We start from the raw sequence: 13225 nt of genomic DNA, 5'->3' as shown, positions 1-13225 counted from the left end.
GTTCCTAGAATTTGATCCAGCCTGCCGGATCCAAGGGCTGGCCGCGATGCCTGAGCTCAAAGTATAGCCCTGATTCCTCGTTGCCGCCGGTATTGCCCGCGCTCGCGATCACCTCGCCCGCCTTGACCATGTCGCCCGCGCGCTTGAGCAGGGCCGAGTTGTTTCCGTAGGTCGTCAGGTACTCGCCGCCGTGGTCGATGATGATCAGGTTGCCCCAGCCGCGCAGCCAGTCGGCGTGCACCACGCGGCCCGGTCCGACCGCGCGCACCTCGGTTCCTTCGGGGGCCTTGATGAAGGTGCCCTTCCAGGTCGGCCCCTGGCCGCGGCGGCTGCCGAAGCGGGCCGCGATGGTGCCGTTCACCGGGGCATTCATGCGGCCCTTGAGACTGGCAAAGGCGCCGGCCGGCGCGGGCGGCGCCAGCGCCACTTCCGGTGGCGGCGGTGCGCTCGGCTTGCTTTCGACCGGTTTCGGCTGCTCGGCCACCTTCGGCGGTTCCGGCTCCGGCACCGGTTTGCTGCCCGGCTTGGCGTTCTGGCGCGCGATGCGCTCGCGTTCGGCCTTTTCGGCGGCCAGCTTGGCGCGGGCCAGGGCGCGCGCCTTTTCTTCCGCCTCGGCTTTGGCCTTGGCGGCGGCCAGCGCGGCCTGGCGGCGCTGCTCGGCTTCGGCCTGCTCGCGGATCAGGCGCGTCAGGCGGTCCACCAGGCCCGACATGCGCTGTTCGTCGCGCTGCAGGCGGTCGGCCTGCTTGCGCTGGTCGGCCAGCCGGGTCGACAGGTTCTGCAGCAGCGCGCTGCGCTTGGACTTTTCCTTTTCCAGCAGGCTCTTCTGCTCCTGCTGCTCGGAGGCGATTTCCTGCAGTTCCTGCTGGGCGTTCTCGACCTTGTCGCGGTTGGCCTCGACCTCGGCCAGGTTGGCGCGCAGCGAGCTCAGGAGTTTCGCCTGGGCCTGCGAGACATAGGCCATCATCTGCAGGTCGCGGTTGATGCGGTTCGGATTGTCGCCGGACAGCAGGAGCTTGATGCGGTCTTCGTTGCCGGCCACGTAGTGTTCGCGCAGCAGTTGCGACAATTGTTTCTTTTGAGAAACAATTGTCGCCTGCAGCCTTTCACCTTCCGTCGACAGCGCGTGCAGGCGGGTGCTGGTCTGGTCCTGTTCCTCGGCCAGGTCGCGCAGCGCGCGGTTGGCGTCGGAAATGGCAGCCTCGGACTCGGCCAGCTCGTCGGCGGCGTCGTCCCGGGCATCCTCGGTGCGGGCGATGTCGCGCTTGATCGCCTCCAGCTTTTGCTGGATGCCGGCACGCTGCTTCTCCACGGTCGCCTTCTGGCGGCTGCGGTCGGTCTGGCGTTGGGCAAAGGCGGGATTGGACAGCGCGGCGGCCAGCAGCGTGCACAGGAGCAGGCTGCCGGCCGACTTCGTGAATGGCAAACGCAAGACTTACTTCGCCTTCCCTTGGTTGGCCACGGCCGCCATGGCGGCGGCGATCGCTTCCTGGTCGCCCAGGTAGTAGTGCTTGATCGGCTTCAGGTCGGCGTCCAGTTCATACACGAGCGGCTGGCCGTTCGGGATGTTCAGGCCGACGATGTCGCTGTCGCTGATGTTGTCCAGCATCTTGATGATGGCGCGCAGGCTGTTGCCATGGGCCGAGATCAGGATCTTCTTGCCGGCGCGGATGGCCGGGGCGATTTCTTCGTCCCAGGCCGGCATCACGCGGGCCACGGTGTCCTTCAGGCATTCGGTCAGCGGGATCTGTTCCTTTGCCAGGCTGGCGTAGCGCGGGTCGTTGAAGGAGGTGCGCGGGTCGTTCGCTTCCAGCGCCGGTGGCGGAGTGTCGTAGCTGCGGCGCCAGACCAGCACCTGCTCGTCGCCGAACTTGGCGGCGGTCTCGCCCTTGTCCAGGCCCTGCAGGGCGCCGTAGTGGCGCTCGTTCAGGCGCCAGTCATTCTTGACCGGCAGGTACATCATGTCCATCTCGTCCAGCGCCAGCCACAGGGTGCGGATCGCACGCTTGAGCATCGAGGTATAGGCCACGTCGAAGGTGAAACCGGCTTCCTTGAGCACGCGGCCGGCCGTCTTCGCCTCGTTGATGCCTTTCTCGGTCAGGTCGACGTCGGTCCAGCCGGTGAAGCGGTTTTCCAGGTTCCAGGTGGATTCGCCATGGCGCATGAATACGATTTTGTACATAAGCTCTTCTTAGAAAGGATGAAAAACTGCGATTGAAATCCGGTCCAGCATCTTATTTTATAATGCGCCGATTCAGTACAACCAACGGAACCCTTGTGAATTTCATTCTCGATAATATCTTCGTGGTGGCGATTGCCGTAATTTCGGGCGGCGCCCTGCTCTGGCCGGCCCTGGCCCCGCGCGGCAAGCGCGCTACCCCGCTGCAGGCCACGCAGATGATCAACCGCGGCAAGACCCTCGTGCTGGACGTGCGTTCGGCCGAGGAATTCAACGCCGGCCACCTGCGCGACGCGAAAAACATCCCGCTGGCAGACTTGGGCAACCGAATCGGCGAGCTGGAAAAATCGAAGAACCGCAGCGTGATCGTCGTCTGCCAGACCGGCGCCCGCGCCGACAAGGCCGTGCGCCAGCTCCAGGCCGCCGGCTTCGAGGACGCCCACGCGCTCGACGGCGGCCAGGCTGCCTGGGTCGCGGCCGGCCTGCCGGTGACCAAGTAAATATTCAGGAGGAAGTACCCATGTCTGCACACGTCGTTCTCTACCACACCGCCAGCTGCCCCTATTGCGTGCGCGCCGAGCGCCTGCTCGAAGCCAAGGGCGTGACCGACATCGAACGCATCCGCGTCGACCTCGACCCGGAACAGCGCCAGATCATGATGCAGCGCACCGGCCGCCGTACCGTGCCGCAGATCTACGTGGGCGAGACCCACGTGGGCGGCTTCGACGACCTGTACGCGCTGGACCAGGCCGGGCGCCTGGACCCGCTGCTGAACGGCCAATAAGGCCCCATTTGGCGGGCTTCGCGTCCGCGCCGGCGGGGGTATTGCGCGCCAGTTGATTTTGATACAATTGCCGTCGCGTTTGACCAAAGTTCCGGGACGGCGCGCCCGTCCACCCACAATTTAGAAAGCGTTCCATGTCTGACGAAAACCTGCAACCAGTATTCCAAATCCAACGCGTCTACCTGAAAGACATGTCGCTGGAGCAACCGAATTCGCCGGGCATCTTCCTCGAGCAGGAAGCCCCGACCATCGAAGTGTCGCTGGACGTCGGCGCCGAAAGCATCGCCGAAGGCATCTACGAGTCGACCGTGACCATCACCGTCACCGCCAAGCTGAAGGACAAGGTTGCGTTCCTGGTCGAAGGCAAGCAGGCAGGCATCTTCGAAGCCCGCAACATCCCGGCCGAACAGATGGATCCGCTGCTGGGCATCGGCTGCCCGAACATCGTCTACCCGTACCTGCGCGCCAACATCGCTGACGTGATCAGCCGTGCCGGCTTCCCGCCGGTGCACCTGGCCGAGATCAACTTCGAAGCCTTCTACCAGCAGCGCCAGCAGGCAATGGCCCAGGCTGCTACTGCTCCGGCACAGTAAGCTTTACCGATTCACGAACGCCGCAAGCAAGCGGCGTTCGTGCCCCCGGCGACCCGGTTTTACCCTGTCCTTCGGCCCGCCATGCTTCCAATCCGACTCCTCGCAAGTGTGCTCCTGCTGGCAGCACCGGCCGCGTTCGCCTTCGACTTCCGCAGCGTCGGCGCCGCCCCCGCGATCCTGTACGACACGCCGTCAAGCAAGGGCGCCCGCATGTACGTCGCGCCCCAGGGCATGCCGCTGCAGGTGCTGTCCAGCTACGCCGACTGGGTCAAGGTGCGCGATGCCAACGGCGACCTGGCATGGACCCCGGCCAAGGGCCTGAGCGCGCGCCGCAACCTGGTGGTGCGCACGCCCGGCGCCAAGGTCTTCGCCGGTCCCGACGAGAGTTCGCAGGTCCTGATGACGGCCGATAAGGGCGTGATACTGGAACTGGTCGACCCGACCGCGCTCACCTGGATCCGCGTGCGCCACCGCGACGGCATCGACGGCTACGTGCGCGCCAACGACGTCTGGGGCCTCTGATGCCAGGCCGCTCCCAGCTCAACGCCATGCAAGAACAAAAAACACCATCCAAGATCACCGTCCTGGGCGCCGGCGCCTGGGGCACGGCCGTGGCCATCGCCCTGGCCCATCGCCACGACGTGCTGCTGTGGGGCCGCAATCCCGAACAGATGGCCGACACGCAGAACGCGCGCGAGAACCTGCACTACCTGCCGGGCCATCCGCTGCCGCCATCCCTGAAGGTGAGCGCCGACTTCGAGGCGGCCCTGGCGCACGTGATCGATGCGGACGCCGACGAAGCGCCGCTGCTGATCCTGGCCTGCCCGGTGGCCGGCCTGCGCCCGCTGCTCGGACAACTCAAGGGCCGCGCGATTCCCAACGTGGTCTGGCTGTGCAAAGGTTTTGAAGCCGGCACCGGCCTGCTGCCGCACCAGGTGGTGGCCGAGGTGCTGGGCGACAGCGTCCCCGGCGCGGCCCTGTCCGGTCCTTCCTTTGCCCAGGAAGTGGCGCGCGCCCTGCCCTGCGCGCTGACCGTGGCATCGACCTCGGCGCTCCTGCGCGAACGCGTGGTCGCCGCGGCGCACGGCAACAACCTGCGCGTCTATGCCTGCGACGACATGGTCGGCGTGGAAGTGGGCGGCGCAGTGAAGAACGTGATGGCGATCGCCACCGGCGCGGCCGATGGCCTCGGCCTGGGCCTGAATGCACGCGCGGCCCTGATCACGCGCGGTCTGGCCGAGATCACCCGCCTCGGTGTGCACCTGGGCGCGCAGGCCGGCACTTTCATGGGCCTGACTGGGATGGGCGATTTGATCCTGACCTGCACCGGCGACCTGTCGCGCAACCGCCGCGTGGGACTGGCGCTGGCCCAGGGCAAGCAGCTGGAAACCATCGTGGCCGAACTCGGGCACGTGGCGGAAGGCGTACCGTGTGCGAAATCGGTGCGCGCGCTGGCGCGCAGGCTGGGCGTGGAGATGCCGATCACCGAGGCGGTGGCGGCGGTGCTGTTCGATGGGGTGGCGGCGACGGAGATGGCGCAGAGGTTGCTGGCGCGGGATCCGAGGGATGAGTTGGCCTAAGGGCTGTTCAGGCAAAATTGGGTACCGGCCTTCGCCGGTACGACGGTCTTTAAGCTACAGGTTTTGTTGACGCTGTCGTCATCACACACTCAAACAACGTCGTTCCGGCGAAGGCCGGAACCCAAGTTCGCTCTTCGCTTTAGTTCCCCGACCCACGCGGATCATTCGTCGGCCCACCCGTCCTGACCGGTCCAAGCAGAATGGTCATGAGCGCCACCGCATCCTTGTTGGCCCGGATCGCATGCGGCTCCCCACCCGCCAGATACACCATCTCGTTCGGCCGCAACACGGTCGTGCGTCCGTGCGCATCAAACGCAATCTCCCCTTCCAGGCACACGAGGGTCATCTCGCCCTCGACCCGGTGCTCGGGCATCGGCTTTTCCTTGGGGACCACCAGCCGGATCAATTCCATGTGCTCGGTCTTGACGAGCGCAATCGACGTGAAATGGGCGATGTCGTCGTCGCCGCGCTGTAATGCGATGCGCTCGCCCGAAACTGCGTGTTGCAAGGCCATGTCGCCCTCCTTATTCGGTTGATTCGTTTTCTTCGTGCACCTCGGGCACGCTGCGCAGCCAGGTGACCAGCGCGAACGCATCCTTCATGCCACTGGCCAGCTGCGGCACCAGCAGTTGCGGTGCATTCAGCAGCAGCGGCACCTCGACCCACACGAAATAGCTTTTGAGCTTCAGGTATTCCACCAGCGGGTGGTTCGGGTCGACGCCCTTGGGCGGCCGTTGCAGCACGTCTTCGAACTGCAGGTCGCCGTAGGTCGCGCGGAGATGCTTATTCTTCAACATTTTGCTGAAGCCTGTCGCATCGTTGACCACGTGCTGGCGGATCGCCTTGAGGCGGTGCGCCGGCGGCAGGTATTCACCGGCGCCGAACAGCAGCTTGCCGTCGGCCTCGATGTGGAAGTAATAGGTCGGCCCGCCCGCCGCACTGGGGCGCCGTTTATTCAGCGGCGCAATCCCCGCCGAGAAATGGGTCTTGTAGGGCCGCTTGTCCTTCGCAAAGCGCACGTCGCGGTGGATGCGGAACAAGGCTTTCTTCGGATCGCAACCCGCCACCTGCTTGTCGAAGCTGCCGAGCTCCTGGATGAGTTCGGTGACGACCTGCAGGAATTCGGCGCGCAGGATGTCGTAGCGTGGTTTGTTCCACAGGAACCAGGGGCGGTTGTTGTTCTCGCTGAGCTCGCTTAAAAATTGCGTCAGGTCACGCAGGTGCATGCATCGTCCGGAGGTAAAGGGTTACTGGGGCTGGCGCGGCCGCTTGCCGACGGTGACGTCGACTGTGGACTCGCGGTTCTTGCGCAGGATGCGCATCGGGGACTTGGCGCCCGGCTCGAGCGCGGCGATCAGCTTGAGCATCTCGCTGGTATTGGCGACCGTCTTGCCGCCGACGGCGACCAGGATATCGCCCGGGCGCATGCCGGCGCGGTCGGCCGGGCCGCCGCGCACCACGCCGGCGATGATGGCGCCGCTGGAGCGGCCCAGGCCGAAGCTTTCCGCCAGCTCGGGCGTGATGTCCTGCGATTCGATGCCGATCCAGCCGCGCACCACCTGGCCGTGCTTGACGATCGAGTCGAGCACGGTCTTGGCGGTGCTGACGGGGATGGCGAAGCCGATACCGACCGAGCCGCCGGTCTGCGAATAGATGGCCGAGTTGATCCCCAACAGATGCCCATTGGTGTCGACCAGCGCGCCGCCGGAGTTGCCGAAGTTGATCGCGGCATCGGTCTGGATGAAATTCTCGAAGTGGTTGATGTGCAGGTTATTGCGTCCCAGCGCGGAAATGATGCCGAGGGTGACGGTCTGGCCCACGCCGAAGGGGTTGCCGATGGCCAGCACCACGTCGCCCACGCGCGCGCGGTCGGGGTCGCCCAACACCATCACCGGCAGGTTGCGCGCCGCGATGCGGATCACGGCCAGGTCGGTTTCCGGGTCGGTGCCGACGATGCGCGCCGCCGTCTTGCGCCCGTCGGCCAGGCCGACTTCGATGATGTCGGCGCCTTCGACCACGTGGTTGTTGGTCAGGATGTAGCCGTCGCCGCTGACGATCACGCCCGAGCCGAGGCTGGCCAGCTGCTCGTCGGGCGGCATGCGGTCCCCAAAAAAGCGGCGGAAGAACGGGTCCTTGAGCAGCGGGTGGGTTTCGCGCGAGGCCTTGCTGGTGAGGATGTTGACCACCGCCGGCATCGCACGCCCGGCCGCATCGCGGTAGCTGCCGCTCGCCGGCAGGCTGGGCGCCTGCAGCACCGGCACCGCGCTGGGGCCGAGTGCGACCTGGGTCGGCGCGCGCTGCAGCCACTCGGGGCGCATGGCGGAAATCACGAAATACAGCGCCAGCAGGACCGTGACGGCCTGCGCGAACAGCAGCCACAGGCGTCTAAACCCGCCGGGCTGGCGCCGCGGACGGGTGCCCGGCGGCCTGAGTTCATGGACGCTGTCGTTCACGGATTACTTTCTCAAGGAGTCGCGGATCTCGCGCAGCAGCAGGATTTCTTCCTTCTCGACCGGGGTCGGCGCCTCGACCAGGCCGCGCAGGCGGTTCACCAGGCGCACCATCTGGAAGATGACAAACGCCAGCAGGATGAAGTTCAGCAGGATGGTCAAAAAATTCCCGTAGGCGAGCACGGCGCCGGCTTTCTGGGCCTCCGCCAGCGGCAATCCGGTGCTCTGGCCGTTCAGGGGAAGGTAGTAATTGGCGAAATCGAGGCCGCCGAACAACATCCCGATGGGTGGCATGATGACGTCCTTGACCAGCGAATCGACGATGCGCCCGAAAGCGCCGCCGATGATCACGCCGACCGCAAGATCGACGACGTTGCCGCGCATTGCGAACGTTTTGAACTCTCCCAGCATGGACATGGCTATCCTTTCATTGTTATTGAGTCAAGCTGATTCATGATACCGCAAGCCCGAATGCTGCGGATGCACACGCGCGTTTGTGGTCCAAAGTGGCACAGATATTCCGTCTGGATGTGTCCGCTTGATAATTTTTTTCCAATCGGTATTGCCCTTCACATATAATTTTGTGTTGCTGGAAGCTCTTTATTAATTCTTAAGATTCGTATTTTCACGGAGTGGGGTTGGTATGAGTAATGAAAAGCAGGTCGATTCAGGCCGACGCGGACTGCTCGTCGCGACATGCGCTGCAGGCGGCGTGGTCGGGGTATCCACGGCGGGAGTTCTTGTCAGTACCTTCCAGCCGTCGGAGCGCGCGAAAGCCGCCGGCGCCCCGGTCGAGGTCGACATCTCCGACGTCAAGCCAGGCGAAATGAAAGTGGTCGAATGGCGCGGCAAGCCGGTGTGGATCCTGCGCCGCACGCCCGAGATGCTGGCCACCCTCGAGAAGGACACGGCCGAGCTGGCCGATCCGAACTCCGAAAAAGAGTACCAGCTGCCCACCCCGGAATACGCCCGCAACCCCTTCCGCGCCCGCCAGGAGCACAAGGACGTGCTGGTGGCGGTCGGCATCTGTTCCCACCTCGGCTGCTCGCCGTCCTCGCGCCTGGCGTCGGGACCGCAGCCGAACCTGCCTGACAACTGGCCGGGCGGCTTCCTGTGCCCTTGCCACGGATCGACTTTCGACCTGTCGGCGCGCGTGTTCAAGAACAAGCCGGCGCCGACCAACATGGATGTTCCCCCTTACATGTACCTGTCCGATAACAAGCTGGTGATCGGCAAAGACGAGAAAGGCGAGGCATAACATGGGCGGCCCATTCAAAGAAACCCAGGTTCCGGCCAATGCCGGCGCCGGCACCAAGGCCCTGGCCTGGGTCGACGACCGCTTCCCGCTGTCGAAGCTGTGGAACGACCAGTGGGGCAAGTACTACGCTCCCAAGAACTTCAACGTCTGGTACCTGTTCGGCTCGCTCGCCATGCTGGTGCTGGTGCTGCAGATCGTCACCGGCATCTTCCTGACCATGCACTACAAGCCGGACGCCAACCTGGCCTTCGGTTCGGTCGAATACATCATGCGCGAAGTGCCGTGGGGCTGGCTGGTGCGCTACATGCACTCGACCGGCGCCTCGATGTTCTTCATCGTGGTCTACCTGCACATGGCGCGCGGCCTGATGTACGGTTCCTACCGCAAGCCGCGCGAGCTGATCTGGCTGTTCGGCTTCGCGATCTTCCTGTGCCTGATGGCCGAAGCCTTCTTCGGCTACCTTCTGCCGTGGGGCCAGATGTCCTACTGGGGCGCCCAGGTGATCGTCAACCTGTTCGGCGCGATCCCGGTCATCGGCCCGGACCTGTCGCTGTGGATCCGCGGTGACTACGTGGTCTCGGACGCGACCCTGAACCGCTTCTTCGCCTTCCACGTCATCGCCCTGCCGCTGGTGATCCTGGGCCTGGTGGCGGCGCACCTGATCGCGCTGCACGAAGTCGGCTCGAACAACCCGGACGGCATCGAGATCAAGGACAACCTGGGTCCGGATGGCCACCCGGTCGACGGCATCCCGTCGCACCCCTACTACTCGACCAAGGACTTCTTCGGCGTGGCCGTGTTCCTGACCATCTTCTCGGCGATCGTGTTCTTCGCGCCTGAGATGGGCGGCTACTTCCTGGAGTACAACAACTTCCTGCCGGCCGACTCGATGAAGACCCCGCCGCACATCGCGCCGACCTGGTACTTCACCCCGTTCTACTCGGTGCTGCGCGCGACCACGGCCGACTTCATGTACGTGCTGATGGCTGCGGTTGCCGCCTACGTCGTGTTCATCTGGCTCAAGTCGCGCCTGTCGCACAAGGCCAAGATCGCCGTGGCCGTGATCGGCCTGGTCCTGATCATCGGCATGCTGCCGCAGGTGCTGGATGCGAAGTTCTGGGGCGTGGTGCTGTTCGGTTCGTCGGTGGTGATCATCGCCTTCCTGCCGTGGCTCGACCACTCGCCGGCGCGTTCGATCCGCTACCGCCCGGACTGGCACAAGTACGTGTACATCCTGTTCGCGATCTGCTTCGTGGCCCTGGGCTACCTGGGCACCCAGCTGCCGACGCCGGCCTACACCATCATCTCGCAAGTGGCGACCCTGCTGTACTTTGCGTTCTTCCTGTTGATGCCGTGGTGGAGCACGATGGGCCGGTTCAAGCCGGTCCCGACGCGCCTGACCTTCACGCCACACTAATCGCGGACCAGAGCACAAGGACAACCACATGAAATTTGCGAAGAAACTGATCGCCGTCCTGGCCCTGGTGCCGGGACTGGCATTCGCCGCGGAAGGCGGCTTCCCGCTCGAGAACGCGCCGGAGCGCACCGACCTGTCGTCGCTGCAGAACGGCGCCAAGCTGTTCGTCAACCACTGCCTGAACTGCCACTCGGCCTCGAGCATGCGCTACAACCGCCTGCGCGACATCGGCCTGACCGAAGAGCAGATCAAGAACAACCTGTTGTTTTCGCAAGACAAGGTTGGCGGCATGATGACGACGGCCATGCGCCCGGACGACGCCAAGGCGTGGTTCGGCGCCGTGCCGCCGGACCTGTCGGTGATCGCGCGCGCCAAGGCGACCCCGTCGGGCACCGGTGCGGACTACCTGTACACCTACCTGCGCACCTTCTACAAGGACGATACCCGCCCGACCGGCTGGAACAACATGGTGGTGCCGAACGTGGCGATGCCGCACGTGCTGTGGCAGCAGCAGGGCGTGCGCCAGGCCAAGTTCAGCAACGTGCCTGATCCGCACGAGCAGGGCAAGACGATCCACAAGTTCGTCGGCTTCGAGCAGGTAACGCCGGGCACCATGAGCCAGCAGGAATTCGACACCGCAACCGCTGACCTGGTTGCCTACATGGTGTGGATGGCTGAGCCAGCGCAAGATACCCGCAGGAAATTGGGCGTAATTGTGTTGCTCTTCATGACTGCTTTTGCCTTCCTGGCTTGGCTTCTGAACAAAGCGTATTGGAAAGAAGTGAAGTAAATTCGCTTTCATTGCCCGGTTGGCTATAATACGGGCAATCATTTTTCGGGGTGAATCGCTAGGCGCTTCACCCCATTGTTTCTTGAGGAACTACAAACCATGATGGTTCTCTACTCCGGCACCACGTGCCCGTTCTCCCAACGCTGCCGCCTCGTCCTGTTCGAAAAGGGCATGGACTTCGAGGTGCGCGACGTCGACCTGTTCAACAAGCCGGAAGACATCTCGACCATGAACCCGTATGGCCAGGTGCCGATCCTGGTCGAGCGCGAACTGATCCTGTACGAGTCGAACATCATCAACGAGTACATCGACGAGCGCTTCCCGCACCCGCAGCTGATGCCGGCCGACCCGCTGATGCGCGCCCGTGCCCGCCTGATGCTGTTCAACTTCGAAAAAGAACTGTTCGTCCACGTGCACGTGCTGGAAAGCGAGCGCAACAAGACGAACGACAAGAGCCACGACAAGGCCCGCTCGGAAATCCGCGACCGCCTGACCACCCTGGCTCCGCTGTTCCTGAAGAACAAGTACATGCTGGGCGACGAGTTCTCGATGCTGGACGTGGCGATCGCCCCGCTGCTCTGGCGCCTGGACCACTACGGCATCGAACTGTCGAAGACCGCGGCCCCGCTGATGAAGTACGCCGAGCGCATCTTCTCGCGTCCGGCCTACATCGAAGCGCTGACCCCGTCCGAGAAGGTGATGCGCCGCTGATGCCGTTTGCGGGCGCGTTCCTGCGCCCGCATGCTGTGTCTCACGATTCGGTATGTGCCGGTTTTCGGACGCCGTCCCGGCGAATCCGTTAAACTGGCGCGTACAGATTTGCTTTTTTAATCACATCCATGTCAGAGATCTCCACCAAGCCCTACCTGCTGCGCGCCATCTACGAATGGTGCACAGACAGCGGCTACACGCCCTACCTTGCCGTCAAGGTCGACGCCGCCACGACGGTGCCGATGGAATACGTGCGCAAGGGCGAGATCATCCTGAACATCAGCTACGGCGCCACCTCGGGCCTGAAGATGGACAACGACGCGATCCACTTCCGGGCGCGTTTCAATGGCGTTTCGCGCGAGCTGTACATTCCGGTGCAGAACGTGCTGGCGATTTATGCCAATGAGAATGGCCAGGGGATGGCGTTCGAGGTCAATGTGACGGCGGCCGAGATGGCACCGCCGGCTGCGGAAGAGGCATCGGTGCCGTCGCTGTCGGCAGTGCCTGGCAAGCACGAGGTGCCGGCTGCCGAGCCAGTTGCGGCGCCCAAGGACGATGACGAGCCGCCGAAGAAGGGCGGACGTCCGACCTTGACCCGCATCAAATAGCGTATAATCGTTGCTTCAAAGTTAAGCCGACTTAGCTCATCAGGTAGAGCAGTTGATTTGTAATCATCAGGTGGCGGGTTCGAGTCCTGCAGTCGGCACCAGATTCCACAGCAAAAGCCCAGCACCGTGTCTGGGCTTTTTCTTTTGTAGCTGTCCTCATGCCGTCTGCCCACCGCCCGCGAGATACGCAGTCAGGAAGTCCTCGAACTTCACATAGCGTTGCGGCGGATAATGGTTGGATTGCCCCGGCCCCTTGGGCAGCGCAGCCCAGATCCTCGCGACCTTGGGCATGACCTCGCCGAGCCGCCCGTCCTTGATGGCGTCGATGACGCCAAGGCTGCGCAGGATCTCCACCGCGATCAGGTCCTGGGTGCGCGGCGAAAAATCCTTCAAGCCTAACTTGCCGCCATGGTGTTCCCAGGTCGGCCGCGTGATCTGGTACATCCCGGCCGCGGTCGTCTTGCCGTCGATGCCGGGGCCCGGGTGGGTCGAGGTATCGCGAAAGCGCCAACGATCATTACTGCGTCCCTTCAGCGCACCATACTTGAAATCGTAGCCGCCGCCCTCGGCTTCGGCGATCGCTTTCAGGAAAGCGGCAACATTCGGATGGGCCAGGTGCCTGGCGTTTTCCTCCAGCAGCGCTGCGCTGCGCGATGATGGCCGGACTGAAGGCTCCGGCGAAGCCGTGCGTGTTGCGTCGGACATGATTCCTCCCAACGATGCTGGCCGGTGCCGGCGCCGCCATGGCACCGGCTCCTGAACTCATCTTAGGAAGGGAGCGCGCCCGGCGGTTGCGCGGGCGCAGAGAGGATGTCGGCTGCGTTCAGATTCTTTGCGCAAACAACTTGCAGCCGA

General features: G+C 64.0%; 17 protein-coding genes and 1 tRNA gene. 11 read left to right on the top strand and 7 right to left on the bottom strand.

Annotation, left to right across the window (positions count from 1 at the left end; all coding sequences use genetic code 11):
- Positions 1 to 4: 4 nt before the first annotated feature.
- Positions 5 to 1426, bottom strand: coding sequence for a murein hydrolase activator EnvC (locus tag LK542_RS05825; RefSeq protein WP_227811207.1), 1422 nt, complete (start codon positions 1424 to 1426; stop codon positions 5 to 7).
- Between the two features lie 9 nt (positions 1427 to 1435).
- Complete coding sequence (gpmA, locus tag LK542_RS05820) at positions 1436 to 2182, bottom strand: 2,3-diphosphoglycerate-dependent phosphoglycerate mutase (protein WP_227811156.1); 747 nt, start codon at positions 2180 to 2182, stop codon at positions 1436 to 1438.
- Between the two features lie 95 nt (positions 2183 to 2277).
- Here gpmA and LK542_RS05815 point away from each other — a divergent pair, with 95 nt between their 5' ends.
- From LK542_RS05815 to LK542_RS05795, 5 genes are all read left to right on the top strand, one after another.
- Positions 2278 to 2679, top strand: a complete 402-nt coding sequence (locus tag LK542_RS05815; protein WP_227803260.1) for a rhodanese-like domain-containing protein — start codon at positions 2278 to 2280, stop codon at positions 2677 to 2679.
- Positions 2680 to 2699: 20 nt separating this feature from the next.
- On the top strand, positions 2700 to 2963 hold the full coding sequence (gene grxC / locus LK542_RS05810) for a glutaredoxin 3 (protein WP_227803261.1): 264 nt from the start codon (positions 2700 to 2702) through the stop codon (positions 2961 to 2963).
- A 134-nt stretch (positions 2964 to 3097) separates the two neighbouring features.
- A complete protein-coding gene (gene secB, locus LK542_RS05805) occupies positions 3098 to 3556 on the top strand; it encodes a protein-export chaperone SecB (RefSeq protein ID WP_227811155.1) in 459 nt (152 codons plus the stop codon).
- Between the two features lie 81 nt (positions 3557 to 3637).
- Entirely contained in the window at positions 3638 to 4078 is a 441-nt protein-coding gene (locus LK542_RS05800; RefSeq protein WP_227803263.1) for an SH3 domain-containing protein, read from the top strand.
- Between the two features lie 26 nt (positions 4079 to 4104).
- On the top strand, positions 4105 to 5136 hold the full coding sequence (locus tag LK542_RS05795; protein WP_227811154.1) for an NAD(P)H-dependent glycerol-3-phosphate dehydrogenase: 1032 nt from the start codon (positions 4105 to 4107) through the stop codon (positions 5134 to 5136).
- Between the two features lie 139 nt (positions 5137 to 5275).
- On the opposite strand, the gene LK542_RS05790 is transcribed toward LK542_RS05795, so the two are convergent.
- The 4 genes from LK542_RS05790 to mscL are packed head-to-tail and all read right to left on the bottom strand — an operon-like array spanning position 5276 to position 8003.
- On the bottom strand, positions 5276 to 5650 hold the full coding sequence (locus LK542_RS05790; protein ID WP_227803265.1) for a cupin domain-containing protein: 375 nt from the start codon (positions 5648 to 5650) through the stop codon (positions 5276 to 5278).
- Positions 5651 to 5660: 10 nt separating this feature from the next.
- Positions 5661 to 6362 carry a DUF2461 domain-containing protein gene (locus LK542_RS05785; RefSeq protein WP_227811153.1) on the bottom strand — a complete coding sequence of 234 codons (702 nt, stop codon included), beginning with the start codon at positions 6360 to 6362 and terminating at the stop codon, positions 5661 to 5663.
- 21 nt (positions 6363 to 6383) lie between these two features.
- Entirely contained in the window at positions 6384 to 7589 is a 1206-nt protein-coding gene (locus tag LK542_RS05780) for a Do family serine endopeptidase (protein WP_227811152.1), read from the bottom strand.
- 3 nt (positions 7590 to 7592) lie between these two features.
- The gene (mscL, locus tag LK542_RS05775) at positions 7593 to 8003 is read right to left on the bottom strand and encodes a large conductance mechanosensitive channel protein MscL (protein ID WP_307728917.1); all 411 of its coding nucleotides are present in this window, start codon (positions 8001 to 8003) and stop codon (positions 7593 to 7595) included.
- Between the two features lie 226 nt (positions 8004 to 8229).
- Here mscL and petA point away from each other — a divergent pair, with 226 nt between their 5' ends.
- The 6 genes from petA (at position 8230) to LK542_RS05745 (ending at position 12471) form a co-directional block, all read left to right on the top strand.
- Positions 8230 to 8844: a ubiquinol-cytochrome c reductase iron-sulfur subunit gene (petA, locus tag LK542_RS05770; RefSeq protein ID WP_227803268.1), complete on the top strand. Its 615-nt coding sequence runs from the start codon at positions 8230 to 8232 to the stop codon at positions 8842 to 8844.
- Position 8845: 1 nt separating this feature from the next.
- Positions 8846 to 10261, top strand: coding sequence for a cytochrome b N-terminal domain-containing protein (locus tag LK542_RS05765; RefSeq protein ID WP_227803269.1), 1416 nt, complete (start codon positions 8846 to 8848; stop codon positions 10259 to 10261).
- Positions 10262 to 10289: 28 nt separating this feature from the next.
- Positions 10290 to 11051 (top strand): cytochrome c1, encoded by a 762-nt coding sequence (locus tag LK542_RS05760; RefSeq protein ID WP_227803270.1) that lies wholly within the window; start codon positions 10290 to 10292, stop codon positions 11049 to 11051.
- A 99-nt stretch (positions 11052 to 11150) separates the two neighbouring features.
- Positions 11151 to 11762, top strand: coding sequence for a glutathione S-transferase N-terminal domain-containing protein (locus tag LK542_RS05755; protein ID WP_036252914.1), 612 nt, complete (start codon positions 11151 to 11153; stop codon positions 11760 to 11762).
- Between the two features lie 128 nt (positions 11763 to 11890).
- Positions 11891 to 12370, top strand: coding sequence for a ClpXP protease specificity-enhancing factor (locus LK542_RS05750; RefSeq protein WP_227811151.1), 480 nt, complete (start codon positions 11891 to 11893; stop codon positions 12368 to 12370).
- Positions 12371 to 12395: 25 nt separating this feature from the next.
- A tRNA-Thr gene (locus LK542_RS05745) sits at positions 12396 to 12471 on the top strand.
- A 55-nt stretch (positions 12472 to 12526) separates the two neighbouring features.
- Here the strand turns inward: LK542_RS05745 and LK542_RS05740 are convergent.
- Positions 12527 to 13075 carry a glycoside hydrolase family 104 protein gene (locus LK542_RS05740; protein WP_227811150.1) on the bottom strand — a complete coding sequence of 183 codons (549 nt, stop codon included), beginning with the start codon at positions 13073 to 13075 and terminating at the stop codon, positions 12527 to 12529.
- Positions 13076 to 13225: the final 150 nt, after the last annotated feature.

Source organism: Massilia sp. IC2-477, assembly GCF_020707265.1.
Lineage (GTDB): Bacteria > Pseudomonadota > Gammaproteobacteria > Burkholderiales > Burkholderiaceae_D > Telluria.
Note: the sequence above shows the minus strand (reverse complement) of the source record. Positions and strands in the feature narration are given on the sequence as shown.